Annotated in this window: 16 protein-coding genes; all 16 read right to left on the bottom strand. The window is 38.7% G+C overall.

Going from position 1 to position 17,975, the window contains the following annotated elements; genetic code table 11:
* Window positions 1-126 precede the first annotated feature (126 nt).
* The 16 genes from ychF to NQ556_RS04100 all read right to left on the bottom strand — a co-directional run bounded on the left by ychF (window position 127) and on the right by NQ556_RS04100 (window position 17,951).
* Entirely contained in the window at window positions 127-1,227 is a 1,101-nt protein-coding gene (gene ychF, locus NQ556_RS04175) for a redox-regulated ATPase YchF (RefSeq protein ID WP_022220674.1), read from the bottom strand.
* An 83-nt stretch (window positions 1,228-1,310) separates the two neighbouring features.
* Window positions 1,311-2,441, bottom strand: coding sequence for a tyrosine-type recombinase/integrase (locus tag NQ556_RS04170; RefSeq protein ID WP_117980708.1), 1,131 nt, complete (start codon window positions 2,439-2,441; stop codon window positions 1,311-1,313).
* Between the two features lie 115 nt (window positions 2,442-2,556).
* Entirely contained in the window at window positions 2,557-2,757 is a 201-nt protein-coding gene (locus NQ556_RS04165) for an excisionase (protein ID WP_008372088.1), read from the bottom strand.
* Window positions 2,758-2,798: 41 nt separating this feature from the next.
* Window positions 2,799-3,614, bottom strand: a complete 816-nt coding sequence (locus tag NQ556_RS04160; RefSeq protein ID WP_008372090.1) for an ATP-binding protein — start codon at window positions 3,612-3,614, stop codon at window positions 2,799-2,801.
* Window positions 3,614-4,141 carry a replication initiator protein A gene (locus NQ556_RS04155; RefSeq protein ID WP_117781072.1) on the bottom strand — a complete coding sequence of 176 codons (528 nt, stop codon included), beginning with the start codon at window positions 4,139-4,141 and terminating at the stop codon, window positions 3,614-3,616. The genes NQ556_RS04160 and NQ556_RS04155 overlap by 1 nt, the downstream gene beginning before the upstream one ends.
* A 977-nt stretch (window positions 4,142-5,118) precedes the next feature.
* On the bottom strand, window positions 5,119-6,027 hold the full coding sequence (locus tag NQ556_RS04150) for a sensor histidine kinase (RefSeq protein WP_243014396.1): 909 nt from the start codon (window positions 6,025-6,027) through the stop codon (window positions 5,119-5,121).
* Window positions 6,028-6,140: 113 nt separating this feature from the next.
* Window positions 6,141-6,818 (bottom strand): response regulator transcription factor, encoded by a 678-nt coding sequence (locus NQ556_RS04145; protein ID WP_044998951.1) that lies wholly within the window; start codon window positions 6,816-6,818, stop codon window positions 6,141-6,143.
* A 19-nt stretch (window positions 6,819-6,837) separates the two neighbouring features.
* Window positions 6,838-8,910 (bottom strand): ABC transporter permease, encoded by a 2,073-nt coding sequence (locus NQ556_RS04140; RefSeq protein ID WP_008372098.1) that lies wholly within the window; start codon window positions 8,908-8,910, stop codon window positions 6,838-6,840.
* Window positions 8,900-9,667 (bottom strand): ABC transporter ATP-binding protein, encoded by a 768-nt coding sequence (locus tag NQ556_RS04135; RefSeq protein ID WP_062304187.1) that lies wholly within the window; start codon window positions 9,665-9,667, stop codon window positions 8,900-8,902. Before NQ556_RS04135 ends, NQ556_RS04140 begins: the two co-directional genes overlap by 11 nt.
* A gap of 1,393 nt (window positions 9,668-11,060) precedes the next feature.
* Entirely contained in the window at window positions 11,061-13,805 is a 2,745-nt protein-coding gene (locus NQ556_RS04130) for an FtsX-like permease family protein (protein WP_204575845.1), read from the bottom strand.
* Between the two features lie 11 nt (window positions 13,806-13,816).
* The gene (locus tag NQ556_RS04125; RefSeq protein ID WP_008372111.1) at window positions 13,817-14,500 is read right to left on the bottom strand and encodes an ABC transporter ATP-binding protein; all 684 of its coding nucleotides are present in this window, start codon (window positions 14,498-14,500) and stop codon (window positions 13,817-13,819) included.
* A 101-nt stretch (window positions 14,501-14,601) separates the two neighbouring features.
* Window positions 14,602-15,522 carry a sensor histidine kinase gene (locus NQ556_RS04120; RefSeq protein ID WP_243273504.1) on the bottom strand — a complete coding sequence of 307 codons (921 nt, stop codon included), beginning with the start codon at window positions 15,520-15,522 and terminating at the stop codon, window positions 14,602-14,604.
* 1 nt (window position 15,523) lies between these two features.
* A complete protein-coding gene (locus tag NQ556_RS04115; RefSeq protein ID WP_204575843.1) occupies window positions 15,524-16,177 on the bottom strand; it encodes a response regulator transcription factor in 654 nt (217 codons plus the stop codon).
* A 357-nt stretch (window positions 16,178-16,534) separates the two neighbouring features.
* On the bottom strand, window positions 16,535-16,864 hold the full coding sequence (locus NQ556_RS04110) for a TfoX/Sxy family protein (RefSeq protein ID WP_008372124.1): 330 nt from the start codon (window positions 16,862-16,864) through the stop codon (window positions 16,535-16,537).
* A 33-nt stretch (window positions 16,865-16,897) separates the two neighbouring features.
* On the bottom strand, window positions 16,898-17,281 hold the full coding sequence (locus tag NQ556_RS04105) for a VOC family protein (RefSeq protein WP_008372125.1): 384 nt from the start codon (window positions 17,279-17,281) through the stop codon (window positions 16,898-16,900).
* A gap of 55 nt (window positions 17,282-17,336) precedes the next feature.
* Window positions 17,337-17,951 carry a TetR/AcrR family transcriptional regulator gene (locus NQ556_RS04100; RefSeq protein ID WP_008372127.1) on the bottom strand — a complete coding sequence of 205 codons (615 nt, stop codon included), beginning with the start codon at window positions 17,949-17,951 and terminating at the stop codon, window positions 17,337-17,339.
* Window positions 17,952-17,975 lie beyond the last annotated feature (24 nt).

Raw genomic sequence — 17,975 nt, 5'->3', positions numbered from 1 at the left:
CAACCCCTGTATTTCACAGGGTTGTTTTATGCAAACTGCAGTAAGTTTTAACTATCCTATATTATAAAAGAGACGGACATCTGTCCGCCTCTCACCATACATTATCAATTACTTTATTAACGACTATTATACGTTGAATCTGAACAGAATAATATCTCCGTCCTGTACAACATAGTCCTTACCTTCCAGTCTTACCAGACCTTTTTCTTTTGCAGCGTTATAAGTGCCACATGCCATCAAGTCATCATAGGATACGATTTCAGCGCGGATGAATCCTCTTTCAAAATCAGAATGGATCTTTCCTGCTGCCTGTGGTGCTTTCGTTCCTTTTTTGATCGTCCATGCACGGACTTCCGGTTCTCCTGCTGTCAGGTAACTGATCAGTCCGAGAAGGCTGTAGCTTGCCTTGATCAGCTTTTCAAGGCCAGATTCCTTAAGTCCCAGTTCTTCCAGGAACATGCTCTTTTCATCATCATCAAGTTCCGCAATCTCCTGCTCAATTTCCGCACAGACAACGAATACTTCGCAGTCCTCTCTTTTTGCATACTCACGGACTGCCTGTACTCCCGCATTACTTGCACCATCATCTGCAAGATCATCTTCTGCCACATTTGCAGCAAAAATGACCGGCTTGTAGGTCAGAAGATTGTAGCTTTCCAGCCACTGCTGTTCATCTTCGTCATTGATATCATCAAAGCTCTTTGCCATCTTTCCATCTTCCAGATGTGCTTTAATTCTTTCCATCAGTGCCAGCTCTTTTGCGATCGTCTTGTCATTTCTTGCTGCTCTGACTGCTTTGGAAATTCTTCTTTCCAGGATCTCAAGGTCTGAAAAGATCAGCTCCAGGTTGATCGTCTCAATGTCACGCAGTGGATCGATACTTCCGTCTACATGGACAATATTGCTGTCCTCGAAACAACGTACTACATGAACAATTGCATCAACCTCACGGATATTTGCAAGAAACTGGTTTCCAAGACCTTCTCCTTTGGATGCACCTTTTACAAGACCTGCGATATCTACAAACTCAATCGCTGCCGGGATGATCTTTTTGGTGTGATACATCTCACCAAGCACATTCAGACGTTCATCCGGTACAGTAACAACGCCCACATTTGGATCAATGGTACAGAATGGGTAGTTGGCTGATTCTGCTCCTGCTTTTGTCAGTGAATTGAATAAAGTACTTTTTCCTACATTCGGTAATCCTACGATTCCTAATTTCATTTTTTCTATTTCCTCCTATAAATCCTTTGATTTCAAGGGATTTCAGCATACTTATTTTTGCAAGTGGGCCATTTAGTGGGCCATTACATTGCCATAAGTGCTTCTGCTACCAAGTCCATTTCTTTTTTCTTTTCTTCCTCGGTAGTATGAACATATAAGTTCATTGTAATTCCAATATTCGAATGGCCCAGTAACATCTGAAGTGTTTTCGGTTTCATTCCTGCTTCAATACATCTGGTAGCAAAAGTATGTCTCAAGATATGCATCGAAAATCTTGGAATTTTTGCTTTGTCACAGATTTTAAACAGCGCTGTATCATATGTACTGTTCTTGACAGGTGTTCCTTTTCGACACAGAAACACAAATTCTTCCCATTCTGTTGAAATTTCTGAAATCCTCTTATTCTTTTCTTTTTGTTTTTTTAGTATAGAAACCGCTTCTTCTGTTAAGGGTATCGTACGGTAACCTGATTTACTCTTTGGTTCTCCGATACGCCACTCCTTTGCACTGTAACGATATTCCATACTTCTGCGAATCTGAATTGTTTTGGATTTAAAATCGACATCTCCCCATTTCAATCCTACCAATTCGCCTGTTCGCAATCCGGTTTGTAGTATAAAACGATACTGATTTTCATAGCTTTGATTTTCTGCATATTGTAAAAATGTTTTTTGTATGTCTCTTGTTAAAGCAACCTTCTTCTCAGAAGGCTTTCCCATATCACTTTTCACAGATTTTTTACAGGGATTGCTACGCAAGACTTCATTCTCTTTTGCATACTCAAACATATTGTATAATGCAATTCTTGCCTGATAAATTGTAGATGTGCGATACCCCTGATCTGCCATATCATAAAATATTTTCTGACATTGAAGTGGTTTCACGTCTGATAGTGTCATCTTCCCAATTACCGGTTTAATATTTTTAATATATCTCTCCGTATAATTGCGAACAGTATTTGAACGGACTGTTTTCTTTTTTATCCCAATCCAATAATCAAACCATTGATCGACCAGCATATCTGATGGCATTGAAATATCACTGTGTTCATCCACATAAGTCGCATCAGCAATCCATGCTCTGCACTCTTGCAGCTTTTTGAATCGTTTATGTTTTCTCTTTCCAAACCGATCTACAAATCTGGCTGAGTATAATCCCGTACTTTCCTGGGATATTCCCTTGCCAAGTTCTTTGCCTTTTAAATCTTTTCCCATATTTCAGCTCCTCTCATAAGAAGCCCTAATACAGTACCTTGTATTATACCATAGCATCTTATTTTTGTGAATATTCATTTTCATCTCATCTCCTGCCCCATCTCCTGTCAATCATTTATATTTCCACACTTTCCGAAATGAATTTTTCAAATTCTTTTCTCTTTACAAGTTTTTTCGTGCCTACGTAAAGCACAAACGGACATCTCGGTTCTTTCAAAAGACCACTTATTCTGTTTTGTCCAATATTACTGTATTCTGCTGCCTCTTCAATTGTAAGAGCCACTTTTTCACATATCGCAACATGTTGTTTGCTCATAAAATCCTTCCCTTATTATTTAACGTGCGTAGCATACACTTCTATCCGCAATACACACGATCATTCTTTGTATTCAACAACGTTTTCGCTTTCTCCATTTTCATACTTGCAATCGCTTCTCGTTTACTTGTACCTCCAACATACATTGGTGTACACATTTCTAAAATACGATCATAGATACGCCTTTTGTCCAACATGGTCTCGCTTTTTATTTCTTTCAGCGGAAGATTGGTTGTGATGATCAAAGGTCGTCCCGAACGGATCCTGCGGTCTATGACGCTAAAAACAATTCCTAACGCATATTCTGAATTTCGTTCCACTCCAAGATCATCAATAATCAAAAGCTGGTAAGAAGCCAATGCATTGATATATTCCGTTTTGTCTGCCAGTGGAAATATATCATCAATAATGGTATTGAAATTTGTCATCTTTACCGTTACTTCCCGCTTAAGAAGTTCATTGGCAATGCATCCGGCAACATAACTTTTCCCGGTACCAACCGGTCCCCAGAACAAACAGCCTATATGATTTCTTTTCATTTTCTCCCAGTTATCAACATAATTTTTTGCCTTATGCATTACCGCATCTGACATATCTGCATTCTCAAATGTCCACTCTTCCATTCTGCTCTCGTCAAAACAGATGCTTGTATTTCTGCTGACTAATTCCCGGTGCTCTTTGTCTTTAAAATATTTTTGTTCTTCTTCATACGCTTTTCTGTCACAGACACATTGCCTGGAATGTTTCTTCATTCCCATAAAGCCCCCCTTGGGGAAAAATGCTTCTTTCGCTTCCCCACAGACTTTGCAGTATTTCAAACCATCACTGCCTACACATACAGTATCTTCTTCTCTCATCACAAACTCTCTCCTTCCCCATAGCAATAATTTACTTCATGATATTTATTTCTTTTATATTTCTCAGTTACTTTACTAGGTGCCACATTTCCGACTCCTGCACAGCCATTTTTGCAACCAGATGATGGGTGCTTTCCCGACTCTGTTGCAGCCATCTTTTCAACCGCCTTATCATCAACCGTCTGTAAACCTATCTCATCAGATGGAATTTTTACATATAAATGATTGGGTTTTGAAAATCCACCGGATCTGCGAACCAATAGTCCCACATCATCCAATTCCTTCAATGCTGTTTTTACAGAAGATTTGCATTTGCCGATTTGAACAGACAATTCATCAATTGGAAATATCAAATAAACATTTCCATACTTGTCTATCCAGCTATTCTTTCTCGATATCCGCGCCCGGTCATACAAAATCATATAAAGAAATTTTGCATTTTGAGAAATTCGAAGCTTTAGCAAAAACTTCGGAAACCGGAAGTACTGAAGCATCTGCTCTGACTCCTTCATGTATTCATATTTCATTCTTTTCTCGCCTCGTTTCTATTTCTAAGTGTTGTAAAAAACATTTTTATGCCGGCTCAAAAATGTCCTTACATATATTCAAAAGATGAAGGGCATAAATACAGGTTCTTGATGAAAATTTTTATATTTTTCCTGTCCAAAATACCCTTACATAAAACGAAACGCTGAGAGACATTTTTACAGCCCCCTGAGGAAAACTTTTTTATTTTTACGATTAATTAAATATTTGAAAATAAAAAAACACTCACCTATCCAGGTGAATGCCTTATCAAAATTTTCTTATTTTGTTGTCTGTGATGCTTACTCAGAAACACTTGCGTGTCTGCTAAAATGTAATTGCCAGCAATTATATTTTCACGTGGGCATGGGGATGTAATCCCCATCAAGTCTACTACTCGTAAGTAATACAAAATTGTCAAAATGACAATACTGTAATACACGGGTGGATCTTGCTCTGGTTGTAACGTATGAATTCATACAATAATAGGCCCAAATGGGCACTTTCACCATTTGAGCCTATATATTATATATGTCTTTCAAATGATAGCTTAAAAAATAGCTGTCTAGACGGTATGTTTTTAACGTAGAATTGATTTTATGGAAGACAAGGCATGGAATGCATTGTACCTTTAATGGAAAAATTTAATGATATTTACCATGTACAAAAAAGAAACGGCAGATAAAAAACATCACACGAATCCTTATCGTGCTGTAAACTATATAAGAGATGAGAACGGAAATCCTATATGCCCTATTGGACGTAAATTTCTTTTCAAACGAAAACAACATGTAAGATATAAAAAATATGGACGTACAGAAGAAATCTATCCAAGCTTATTAAGTGTACCCTTTTTACATAAAACAGTGACGATTTTCAAAAAACATATATTAATGTAAAGAAACGCCAGAACCAGCATTTGTCGGAACTAGCGTTTCTTTAGCAGAGACTTATTTTACAGCCCCGTTTTTTGCTTATATTATTTTCCTCCGTTGGATCTCAATTTTGGAAAGAAGATGACTATCTTAAAGCCCTTTTCCCACGGGGAAGCAGCTTCCAGACGAAGGTTTAGATCGTCAGCCATCTTCTTAACCAGGTAAAGCCCTATACCGGTAGCTTTCTTTCTGCTGTCAGTAGAATCCCCGGTAAAGCCCTTTTGAAAAATATACGGCAGATCATATTTTTTTACACCGATGCCATTATCCTCAACTGAAAGAACATCTGCGATCTCCGAATGTATCATAGAGATTGTTAGCATGGGACTATCGCTGCTATATTTTATGGCATTGCTCACGATCTGTCCCAACATAAACTGAAGCCCTCTACGGTCTGTATAGACTGTTTCAGATTGCAGTTTATTGATAATTACAAACTGCTTTTCTTCCAGAAGTGGGGCATAGTCCTCCAGAACTTCCCCCAAGCAGTCATTCAAATTGATATCCTTAAACTGATAATCCTTTGTACTGCTCTTTAACCGGGCATAGTATAACATCTGAGTGACATCCTCCTGAAGCTGACTGCGGACATAATCCAGTTTTGCTTGCAGGGGAGGAGACATTTCGTTGCTCCGATTATCCAGGAGCATGGTCAACAACGATAGGGGCGTTTTCGCTTCATGTGCCCAGCCCTCCACATATTCTTCATAGTCCTGTAGGGCATCTGCCATACTGTTACTCTCAGTTTTGTGTTCCTGTAAAACTGATGCCAGAAGCCGGATAGATTCTCCTTCTTCCCGGCTGATGGCACTGAGCAGCCGTTCCTCGTTGCAGATGGTAGGATCACTGAGGAAATCCCGGAACAGCTCTCGGCGGGTGGTCTCCCGCTTGTTTAGTACAAACAGAATTGCTGAAAACAAAAGGAGGCTTGTCAGAACTACTAACCCACTCAAGGTTTGAAATGCCTGAATGTCAGAAATCCAAAGAATGATAGCACAAAAGCAATCCACGCCCAACAGCAACAGCAGCCAGGGGTAGTACCGTTCTATCATGCGCCAAAGCCGCTTCATGGAGCCACCCCCGTTTCCAGACGATAGCCCATCCCACGAACCGCAACGATTCGCTGCTTCATCTCAAGACCGGACATCGTCTTTTTCAGCCTGGTCAGATTAACCTGCAAGGCATTTTCGTCTATGTATTCCGTGGTTCCCCATAGTGCTATGCAAAGTTGCTCCGTCGTGACCAGAGCATCGCCGCCGGACAAAAGAGCAACCAACAGTTTTCCCTGATTTTTTGGAAGCACGACAGAGGTATTATGAATATAAAGCGTGTAGGTCTGCTGGTCTAACAGGAAATCTGGTCCCTCTATGAGATTGGTACGGCCTTCATACCTTTTGAGAATATTGGATACCCTGGCAAGAAGTCGATCTTTTCTGCACGGCTTCGTCAAATATTCATCAGCACCCAAGTGGAACGCTTGCAGTTCATCCTTTACCTGATCTCTGGAAGTCAGTACCAGGACGGGGATAGCGGTTTTATTCTTTAGTTCCTGGCAGATTTGAAAGCCACTGATCTCCGGCAAATTCAGGTCTAAGATCACAAGGTCAGGACGGAGGGCTGCCAGGAGCCGAACGGCATCTTCCAACTCGGTGATTGCCTCCGCAAGATACCCGTCCTTTTGAAGCATATTGCAGAGTTCTTCCCGCATATAGACTTCATCTTCCACAACAGCAATTCTTTTCACGGCAGCACCTCCTTCCAAATTATTCTTCTCTCTGTGGCTGCATCAGTGTCAGCAAATACCGATCACTGGAGCGCTTGACCACTCTCATATAAATATATTCTATCACGCAAAGCAGCAAAATCATAGTAGCAGATACAAGCAGCATTTCAGACACTGTCCCACGGGTTCGAGACGAGAGTATCCCTGTAAATAACGCCCTGACTCCAAACAGACTGCTGACAGCCGCAACCAATACAGGAAGTCCCATAAACCAGGTAATTTGCTTTCCAGCAGACTGGCAAAGGGTTTCGTAAGTAGCTCCCAGGCGGATCAGAGTCTGGTATCTGCGCCCGGTTTTCTGCTGACTCATCAGGAACTGAACACCCACGATGGTGTTGGCAACTACCAGGAAAACAATTGCTAGATATAGGGTAATATAACTGGATGCTATGGTGTAGAAAAGCTGACGACCCATATTCTGAAGATAGCTTTCATATTCAATGCCAGTTTCGTCCAGCTTCTCGTTCAAATCCAAATATGCAGTCATAAGGCTATTTCCATCCAGAGCCTGTTCACTGAGCACCGCATTGACATAGGTATCATACATCCCCTGGCTATAATATAGGAATGCTTCATCCGGAAGAATCAATGCAAAGGACAAGGTTATAGAACGGTCCGTGACCAAATTCACAGACTGAACCTCTCCTGTAAGATGAATCGGACTACCATCCAGTTCCACCTTGGGATGCCCGGCCAATACTTGGTTCAGCATTGCGGTACGGCTTACCGTAGTAAACTCTGTATCAATATAGACAGCGGCCTCCTTTTCGCCTAATTGGAGAGCCGGATTGCCGGACAATTCCAACAAACGATTATAGTCCGATAAACAAATCAAATATGGGTATGTGGCATAATCAAGATTGTTCAAAAGGACATCCCGGTCTTCCGACTGGGGCAGGCTTCGAAGAGAGTCCATAACAACGTCCATGCTGTAGGCATTATCATAATCTTCTGTGGTGTGAATACTCCCAACCCTCATTTCAAAAAGCTCTGAAAATTGATTTTCCAAACCGTTTTCTTTCAGGGCTGCCTTTATATTCGGAAGAACCTGCGATGAATCTTCTGCAGTATGATCTTCAAAAGTATAGTCGATTACATGGTCAGAAGACAGGCTATTCGTTCCTGCAATTCCTACGCCCGCACCAAAACAACACAGCGCTGCCAGAATCAGCAGGGAGCTGATGGCAATGGAGTTTGACTGATGAATGACATTCTCCTGAATCTGCCGGAAGGTAAATACATGCAGCTGCTTATTTCCTTTTCCTTTCTTAACAATCAAAGCAATCAGCGCACGCATCCCATAGAAAAGCAGCATCGTACCAACTATGCCCAACAGCAAAGTCAGTCCCATCATACTTACCTTTGTCCATGCAATTCTCTGAATCGCCATGTAGTAAGCCACTGCCAACATCACACTTCCGCATATAGCAGCCAGTCCATAGATAACAGATGGCATTTGCTTTTTGGGGTGGTTCGTTGGCTGGGATAGCAAAGTACCGATCTCTTGGCGGCTGATTCGTCCACTCAAAATCAGAAGTGCCGTCAGCTTAATTGCCAGAAATCCTGCCAGCGTCCATTCAATCGCAGACCAGGATAAAGAAAACTGATGACCGATGATCCCCATGCCTACCAGTTTGGCGGTGACAAGACTGACAATTTCTGAAAGCACCACAGCCACAGGTAATCCTATGAGCATGGCAAGAATACTGGTCAGGAAATCTTCCGCCAGAAGCATACCAAACAGTTTACTTCTACGCATCCCCAACATTAGATAAACACCAAACTCATGCCGTCTGCGCTCGAACTGATACTTGCAGGCAAAATAGATCAAAAAGAACAGAATACCGAGGGTCATCCCATAAAACGCAGGAATCAGAAGCAGGAGTTTGTCAACTGCGTCACTCTCCATTTTCTGCAAAAAGAGCATCACATCTTGAGTGGAGATGGAAAGAATCATGTAAAATGCAACAATAGAAATCACCAGGGAGCTGAAAAACAGACCGTTTTCCTTTCGACTGCGGCGACTGTTCCGAAGAATGAGATTAGAGAACATTTGCGCTGCCCCCTCCCAGTTGCGCCATCACCTTCAGGATGCGCCCGTAGAACTCCTGCTGGCTTTCGTCTCCACGCCGAAGCTCATGAAAGATCACGCCATCCTGGATGAACAGGATGCGCTTACAGAAACTGGCGGCATTGGAATCATGGGTTACCATCAGGATCGTAGCTTGTTCGTCACGATTCAGGCCGGACAGCTTCTCCATAAGACTTCTTGCGTTCTTAGAATCCAGCGCACCCGTCGGTTCATCGGCAAGGATCATTTGGGGATGTAAGATCAGAGCCCTTGCTGCCGCAACACGCTGACGCTGGCCACCGGACATCTTGGACGGAAACTTATCCAGAACATCAGAAATTTCCAGATAGTCAGCCAACTGCTTCAGCCGCTGGCTGCTTTCTGTTTCGGCTACCCCATGCAAGGAAGTCGGGAGCAGGATATTTTCCCTGCCAGTCAGGTTGTCCAGCAATTCAAAGTTCTGGAATAGATAACCAACTTTTTTGCCACGGTACTCGGCAAGAGCCTTTTCCTTGAGGGATTGCAGAGTATCTCCCTCCACCTGAATGCTTCCACCTGTAGGCTGAATCACAGTTGCAATACAGTTGAGAAGCGTGGATTTGCCGGAACCACTGCTTCCCATAATACCGAGAAACTCTCCCGGCATGACCTGAAAAGTGATTCCGTTCAGTGCTCTCGTCTGGTTTGGCAACGTCCCATAGACTTTGGTAAGATTTTCAATATTCAAAATTGGTTTCATGTGAATGCCTCCTATCCATTTCTGGGTAAATGATAGCACAGAAGCACAATAAATAACACTTACAGTCGCTGTAAGGATTCTGTTCCTGTTTTCAGAACAAGAATGACGCATCAAGCGGAATAAGTATATGTTTTGTATAAACGTCGGGTGACAATGAAAAAATATGCTGGACTACCGGATTGGCTAACTTGCATTTCTTTGTCAATTCTGGTAACCGCTTCAAGCATGGAAGTTTCTGTTCTTACTTTTATTATACTCAATCAATAAAATCAACACGGTTCAGCAAATTTTAATTATTTCCAATATGACAAAATTGCTTCCTGTTATATTTATCTATTTCTTTATTTCTCTATTATTCCGATCCGGTCTTCCAAAGGTATAAATAAGGTGTAAATTATTCGTCAATCATCAAAAAATCCTTTAAAGCCTAGGCTTTCACAGCATCCATTAAACACTGCCGTGACAATTAAAAGCAAATCATAATACAACAACGTTCTGTTCGATACTAGAAATATATCATCAGCATGCAGTTTGAGTGAAAAAAGTCTCATGGTCATGAGCAAAAATGAAAGCAAAATTTATTAGATGGTACAACATACTATGCCTTTAAAATTCCAGTTACATATTCATATTGGAACCTAATCACCAGTTATTTTTATTATAATACTTGCAAAAAAGAAGCGCTCATACAAGCACTTCTCCTTACCATATTAGGACTTCAATCAAAAGTTAATGGGCCACAAAGTGGGCCATTTTTCAAAAACTTACATGAATTTATATAGAGTTTTATCCAAGTCGGAAATCCGTTAAATGCTCTAGCTATCAGCATTTAAAGGCATTTAACAACTTATATGGACATTTATGAAATCGGTCTCGTAATAACGATTCCTAATTTCATTTTGTATATTTCCTCCTATAAATCCTTTGATTTTCAGTATAATTATCTAAATTCAGTACTCTGTATTATACCATAGCCTTTTCTCTTTGTGAATATTTAAGTTTCTGTTTTCTTTACACTTGTAAGCGACCTTATTTGTAAAACTTAATTTTCTCTAAGAAATTTGTTGCGCCTGCCACCAATGACAGATCGTTCTTGATGAAAATTTTTTTCGGTTATTTGAATACCTGAAAACCCAAAAATACTCACCCATTCCGGGTGAATGCTTTATCAAAATTGTCAAAATGACAATACTGTAATACACGGGTGGATCTTGCTCTGGTTGTAACACATGAATTCATACAATAATAGGCCCAAATGAGCACTTTCACCATTCAAGCCTATATATTATATGTCTTTCAGATAATAGCGTAAAAAACAACTGTAACAGGGCAAAGTTCACAAGAATTTCATTTCAAAACTTAACATGGATCCTAAATAGTCACCATGTCTCTTCTATCTCTTCTTGCATATAAAATGTGTAACCATAACATTAATAAGCATTAAAGAAAACATTACACCTACCATAACATGAATCGGCCAATGAAATATAAAATATGACAATTTATTTTCCATATAAATTTTCACTCCAACCAAGGCTGCCACCCCTACAGTAAACAACATTCCCATCACACACATAAAATAATAACTACCTTCTCCAAAAAGCATTAATTTCATTTGTTTATCCGTCATCCCGATACTTTTCATAATATCAAATTCTTTTCTCCGAGCGTACATCCCGGTAAATACGACGTTACAATAATTGGTCAATCCCGCAATGAATAATATGATGCTTATAGCACCTAGGAGAATTCGATTTCCTCTCATATATGTTTCTTTTTGTTGCATCAGGTCTGATTTACAGATAACAAAAACTCCTGCTTCGCCTGTGCCTTCATCCATCGATACTTCTGTCATTTCGGATCGTTTCTTATTTTCCTCGGATATCAGCTCGCTGATCTGTGTTTTCACATAAGGTTCTTTTTCTGGATCAGCAGTTAATTCCATTGCTAATATCTTTTTCTCAGTTGGTATCTTTTGAAAGCCTTTCTCACTGATAAAATAATATATGCTGCCTTCTCTACCATGCCAGGATTGATGTATTTCTGGGAAATTATCACTTTGCCTGTCTAAATAACCACATAGAGTAAATGTTTCGGATTCCTTTTGAGGAAATTCCTCTTCCTGTTGTTTCTCTTTATTCTCAGAATTACTTTGTTCTTTTCTAAGAATCGCATCTTCTCTTGAAAGCAAAGTTTTAAAGTATACCGGTTCGCCAATTGCCTCATCTGCAAGTTTTTGCTGTTCCGGAGTCAGCATATGATCATGTATGACTAGCACGCCATTTCCTTCTTCCAAAGATTTCACATCAATATTGAGTTGATTATCCTGAACGTATTTCTTAAGCGACAAGATTTGATTGTCATTTAAAATCTGCACCGTATCCCAACTGAATCCTTCCACCATATTGTCATTTGTAAGATCTGAAAGCCCCTCGTCATAAGGACGAATTCCTTTCTTAGACATAACCGTAGTTACATAAGCTCCTTCAATCAGATTTGAATTTTCCCAATCAATACCATCTATCTTGTGTAGTTTTTTCTCCAACTCTTGAGAGATTGGTGAAAATTCATCATAATCATTATCATACAACAGTTCCACACCGTCTCCCTGTGTCAGTAAAGGATCAACATCGATTTCTCTGGTTTTATATTCTTCCCCACATCCCTGGCTTTTCCCGAATTTGCTAAACTCTCCTGCCAACAAAAAATCAGGACGTTTTTCAAGAAGAAGCTTATAATCGCATCCATTTGTAAGTACATTCATTAGAATAAAAGACAGGACTCCTAAAAATATAGAAAGACTTGTAATGATAAATCGTGCTTTGTGTCGTGTTATATTTCCCCATGCAATATAAAACATTTCTCCTATTTCAGAACGTTTCAACACCATTTCCACAGGATGTTTTATTTTTCTGTTAAGCTTATTTCCATCATAAGTGGCACTCTCAACGCAAGACAGAGTCGTTATTTTTCTAATAACACCTTCCGATGCTATCCACAGAATTCCATTTACAAATAGAACAGAAATCAAAAGAATCCACGGTCTGAAAAAGGAAAGTATCGTGTTTCCTCCCATTTCCTGATAAAAATGAAAGCCTAATATTTTCGGTATCAATAAAATCAAAGCCAATGCAGAAATCAAACTTCCCAAAGCAGAGCCTTTTAACATGAGTAATCGCATTTGTTTCCGGTATATTTTTGTAATCTGTCTTTCTGTGGCTCCGATTGTGTGGAGCAGTCCGAGATTTTGAACATCTTCGCTCATGGATATCCAAAGGACATTGCGTACAAGGAAATATATTCCACACAAAATTCCTATTGTTCCTAATATCACCATCTCATATCCACCTGCGAATTTAGAAACGGCAGTATATTGTGCTGTATCAGAAACGTATATCTTCTGTTCTGCACTCTTCATCGGCAATGTCTGATATAATTTTTCTTCTGTTTTGCTTCTGCTTAAATGATTACTCTGACTGAAAAGTAACGTATAAGGTCCTTTTTCCAGACTCAACTCATTAATTTTGTCATGTGAAATGTATCCGATTGACAATTCATTTCCAGAGTCTGTATACCAGCCACATAGTTCAAATTTTTCTTTCGAATGTTCGAACACACCTTTGTATACATCTAAGTTTATTTCCATTCCTTGTTCCGGTTCAGAGATACCAAGTTTTTTCAATGCCCGCTCAGATAATAGAATTTCTTCCTTTTTCTGCGGATAATTCCCAATCACATTGGTATATGCCGGCCTCAAAAAATTGTTCCAACTTTCTGAATCAGCCCAAACTACGTTGCATATCGTTTTTTCATTATTCTTAGAAATGTCTGTAGCTTCACCTACAAAAATACTTTTCCCAACTTGTTTTATATAATCCAGTTGTTTTAATTTTGCATATTGTTCTTCTGTTCCATCTTCTATTCTGCCCGAAGAAGCCGCTCCATTTTCTCTGATTAATCTTATTTCTTCTGCCTGTATTTTCCCAAAAGAGATTCCGAATACCATGGTAATCGCAACAATACCGATTACTACCGAGCAAAATAAAATCGAATTTCTTACCTTTTTTGTGCCTGCAAAATTCTTAGCCAGAAATCGGATTATGTCTTTATTGTTATTTGGAATGTTCTTATGAAACATAATGATACCTCCTAACAATCGTTACAATCTCTTGTATAGATTTTCCCATCGGACATACGTATTACTCTGTCTGCCATCTGTGCTACTTCCTCTTGATGAGTTACGATCAATGTCGTCTGATGGAATCTTGCAGCACAGGATTTTAGTAATCCCACAACTTCCATACTTGTAACAGAATCCAGATTTCCGGTCGGTTCATCCGCCAGGACAATTGCCGGTTTCGTCAACAATGCCCGTGCTATAGAAACTCTCTGTTGCTGTCCACCGGACAGTGTTGATGGAAAACGTTCTAATTTATCTTTTAATCCAAGTATTTCTACAATTTCATTAAAGAAATCTATATCGATTTCCTTACCGTCAAGTCGCATCGGAAGAACTATGTTTTCGCGTATACTAAGCGAAGGAATTAAATTGTATTGTTGGAATACAAATCCGATATTTCTTCTTCTGAATATTGTTCTTTCTTCCTTGTTAAGATCTTTTAAACTTGTATTTCTGATCCAGACACCTCCAAAATCCGGAATGTCAAGACCTCCCAACATGTTCATAAGTGTTGTCTTTCCACATCCGGACGTACCAACAACCGCTATAAATTCACCCTCTTCCACCGTTAATGACACACCATCTAAGGCACGCACTTCATATGTATCGGATGTATAATATTTTTTTAGATTCATGGCTTTGATTATATCCATCTTTTCTGTAAACTCCTTTCGTAAATGCTACCTTTAACTCAGCCATAATCTATTATACATGGTACCTCTTACAAACTTCTTACAAGCTGCATATGAACTGTCTATACCGGAAGATTCACTTCTATAAGCAGCCCTGGCTTCATTTGTTTTGCTTTCATCATCCCTTTTTGTAATAAGACAATCTCTCTGGAAAGGTATAAACCAATTCCGCATCCTTCCTGCCCTCTTGCCTGCTCACTTCGATAAAATCTTTGAAAAATTTTATTTTCTTCTCCATCTCTTATCCCGATTCCATAATCTCTTATCTGAATCTTATAAAACATTTCGGTTTGTTTCATTGTGATATTGATCGTGCTGTTGCTTTTGCTATATTTGACTGCATTATCAAACACATTATAAAGGGCCTCACACATCCAGTTTTTATCATGTTCGCAAATGATTTTCTCTGGCAATTCTACTTGAAAATAGATATCTTTCTCTTCTGCCTTTTTCTGTATTTGCCCCAACGCATTTAGAATCGTTTCAACAAGATTTTCTTTTTGAGTGTGAACTTGTATGATTCCCTGCTCTAATCGGGCAGTTTTTATAAAGCTCTCCACCAAAAAACATAATTGTTCTTCACTTGTTCGCAAGTCTTTTATGTATTCTGTATTCAATGTTTCTTGAGTTTCATTTAATGACTCTTGCAGCAATTCTGTATAATTTTTTATATTCGCCAGCGGTGTCCTTAGTTGATGCGCAATCTCAGAAATTAATTTCTGTATCTCATATTTACTTTTTTCAGCCTCTTTCCTTCTTCCTTCCAATATTTCCTGTAAACGGATTAATTGATTGGTCGTTTTAGAATAGATCGTTTCTTTCCCTATATCAGAACCATCTAATTCATTGCCGTTTATTAAGGATTCCGTCAATTTATATATTTTATTCATTTCATTTGTTCTCAAATGATTTTCAACTAAATATACAGTGCTTCCTCCGAGTATGAAACCTATTAAAAGTACTGTAAAACTTGCTACAGCCATGCTACTCTCCCATTCTATATCCCATTCCAAATACATTACTGATAACATTCGATGAATCATTCAATTTCTTTTTCAATCTGCTGATCATAACGCTAATTGTGTTGGGATCAATGAATTCACTATCGATTCCCCATATATTTTCCATTATCATCTCTTTTGTAAGAACCTGGTTCTGGTTCATAATAAAATATTCTAAAAGCTGATACTCTTTGAGTGTTAACGATATTTCTGTTTTTCCTACAAAAACCTGTTTTCTATCCGAATGCAAGATGACCTGCCCGCACACAAAAACATTTTCATTCGATTTTCTCTTCAAAACAACTTCCATACGTTTTAACAATACTTTTATTGAAAATGGTTTGACCACATAATCATCTGCTCCTATATCAAATGCTTTTAACATATCTTTTTCATCATCTTTTGCAGTTAAAAAAATTGCTGGGATTCTTCCATTTTTTTGAAGCTCTTGATATAGATTTATTCCATCTCCATCCGGTAATCCAATATCTACGATCAACAAATCTACAGATCTATCTATATTTTTAATTGCTTCTTTTCTTGAACCAGCAAGAATCGTTGTATAACCTTGATTTTTCAAAGATGTATCCAAAGCTTTTCTCAACAAATTGTCATCTTCTATAATTCCTATTACCATACACACCTCCTGATTTTTCTAGAATATAATACAAAAAAGCCCATTACAATATACATAACACCTCTGCATATTGTAACGGACTTTTTTCAAACCCAGACTTGGTGCAAGCACCATTTCTGATAAAAACCTCGAAAGTTTTTGTTCTATGTGCATATATTACCCAATTTCATTCACAAAGTCAATATGTTTTCTACTAAATTTTCAAGTACCTTTTATGTTTTGGATTATTATTTTGCTTCTTAATATATTGTATTACTCCACTAATGAATCTATACGCTTCAGCAATAACCTGATTTTTTTCGGTTATTTGAATACCTGAAACCCAAAAATACTCACCCATTCCGGGTGAATGCTTTATCAAAATTTCCTTATTTTGTTGTTTGATTTATGAACCGGCAATTCATCATACATTGCTTTAAAAAGTCCAGCCAAATATTCCTTACTGTCAACATCTTCTACTAACAGCATCTCCTTTGCCCCTTCATACGGTAATTCATAAATCGCAGTTGCCATATAAAAAACTGCAGATTTTGTCGGTTTCACAAGTAACCTGTCATCATATATGCCTCCGACAATCCTGCCACGATAATATATGATATATTCTCCCATCATTGCACGATAATTAATTTCTTCTAAATCAGATAACTGCTCTAATATAAATTGTAAATATTCTTTGCTTGAGGCCATGTTTTTGTCCTTTCAAATACCTGCATTTTCAAATTATACTGTAATCTCAATTTGATTATCTTCAACCGCAACAATGCAGCTTTCGTAATATCCATCACCCGTAGTCCGTGGTCCACTGATAACCTCATAACCATCCGCTTTTAATTCTGCCGTCAACGCATCCACTATTTCTATACTTCCTACGCTAAAAGCTATATGTGAATATCCAGTACGAACTATTTTCTTCGGTAAATCAGCCATTTCCGGTAAATTCATTATTTCAATACGTGCACCATCCTCAAATGTGAGAAAATACGAATAAAAGCCTGTTTTCTGATTATGATATCCAGCATTTGATTTTGCTCCCAAATATTTCATAAAGAATTTTTTTGTATTTTCCAAATCATTTACATAAAGTGCAACATGTTCAATTCTCATGATTATTACTCCAATTCCTGATGCTCTGATTCATCGTTCAAATCGTTTCACCCTTTCAACTTATCTGCATTTCCTGTAAGAAATGATCCATATGCTCTTCCAGTAACTTTATCACTTGACTTTTGTCTTCTGCTCCATCATATATGCTATAAAGCAAAAAAATAGGTCCATAAAAATCAAGTGCTGTCTGGCTGGCTTTTCCTTCATCGCCCAGCATTCCTGAAAACAAAGCTTCCATATAAGTTAATGGTCCGCTTGCAAGATAATTCTGATATAGCTGTGCCATCTGTGGCTCCCTGTACTGTTCCAATGTCAACATCTTACGAAAACAGCTTGAAAATTCTTCCTCCGTCCAATGAAGAAACTGCACCTTTGTGAACTGCTTAATCTTATCAAATGCCGTTTCTTTATACTCGGCTGTAACCTTTTCCAGATCACCCTCCGGCATTTCATACTGCTTTACTCTCTCAATATCCAATTCATTCATTTTTTCAATAATACTGTCCAATATCTCCTGCTTGCTTTTATAATGCTTATACAATGCAGCCTTGGTTACTCCAAGTTTTGAAGCAATATCATTCATGGATGTTCCCATATATCCACTCTGTGCAAATAACTTCAAAGCTTCTTCCAATATTTTTTCCTTTGTGTTCTTTTCTTTGCTTTCCATGTCTATCTCCTAATTTAAATCTGT

The organism is Coprococcus comes ATCC 27758 (genome assembly GCF_025149785.1).
Classification (GTDB): Bacteria; Bacillota; Clostridia; order Lachnospirales; family Lachnospiraceae; genus Allocoprococcus; species Allocoprococcus comes.
The sequence above is the reverse complement of the archived record's forward strand: the minus strand, read 5'-3'. Positions and strand labels throughout refer to the sequence as shown.

Bases quoted from the DNA above. Each gene is read 5' to 3' on its own strand.
- NQ556_RS04135 (WP_062304187.1), bottom strand. From the start codon at position 9,667: ATGAAACCAATTTTGAATATTGAAAATCTTACCAAAGTCTATGGGACG.
- NQ556_RS04125 (WP_008372111.1), bottom strand. From the start codon at position 14,500: ATGGATATAATCAAAGCCATGAATCTAAAAAAATATTATACATCCGAT.
- NQ556_RS04130 (WP_204575845.1), bottom strand. From the start codon at position 13,805: ATGTTTCATAAGAACATTCCAAATAACAATAAAGACATAATCCGATTT.
- NQ556_RS04160 (WP_008372090.1), bottom strand. From the start codon at position 3,614: ATGAGAGAAGAAGATACTGTATGTGTAGGCAGTGATGGTTTGAAATAC.
- NQ556_RS04110 (WP_008372124.1), bottom strand. From the start codon at position 16,864: ATGGCCTCAAGCAAAGAATATTTACAATTTATATTAGAGCAGTTATCT.
- NQ556_RS04115 (WP_204575843.1), bottom strand. From the start codon at position 16,177: ATGGTAATAGGAATTATAGAAGATGACAATTTGTTGAGAAAAGCTTTG.
- NQ556_RS04155 (WP_117781072.1), bottom strand. From the start codon at position 4,141: ATGAAATATGAATACATGAAGGAGTCAGAGCAGATGCTTCAGTACTTC.
- NQ556_RS04100 (WP_008372127.1), bottom strand. From the start codon at position 17,951: ATGGAAAGCAAAGAAAAGAACACAAAGGAAAAAATATTGGAAGAAGCT.
- NQ556_RS04165 (WP_008372088.1), bottom strand. From the start codon at position 2,757: ATGAGCAAACAACATGTTGCGATATGTGAAAAAGTGGCTCTTACAATT.
- NQ556_RS04170 (WP_117980708.1), bottom strand. From the start codon at position 2,441: ATGGGAAAAGATTTAAAAGGCAAAGAACTTGGCAAGGGAATATCCCAG.
- ychF (WP_022220674.1), bottom strand. From the start codon at position 1,227: ATGAAATTAGGAATCGTAGGATTACCGAATGTAGGAAAAAGTACTTTA.
- NQ556_RS04105 (WP_008372125.1), bottom strand. From the start codon at position 17,281: ATGAGAATTGAACATGTTGCACTTTATGTAAATGATTTGGAAAATACA.
- NQ556_RS04120 (WP_243273504.1), bottom strand. From the start codon at position 15,522: ATGGCTGTAGCAAGTTTTACAGTACTTTTAATAGGTTTCATACTCGGA.
- NQ556_RS04140 (WP_008372098.1), bottom strand. From the start codon at position 8,910: ATGTTCTCTAATCTCATTCTTCGGAACAGTCGCCGCAGTCGAAAGGAA.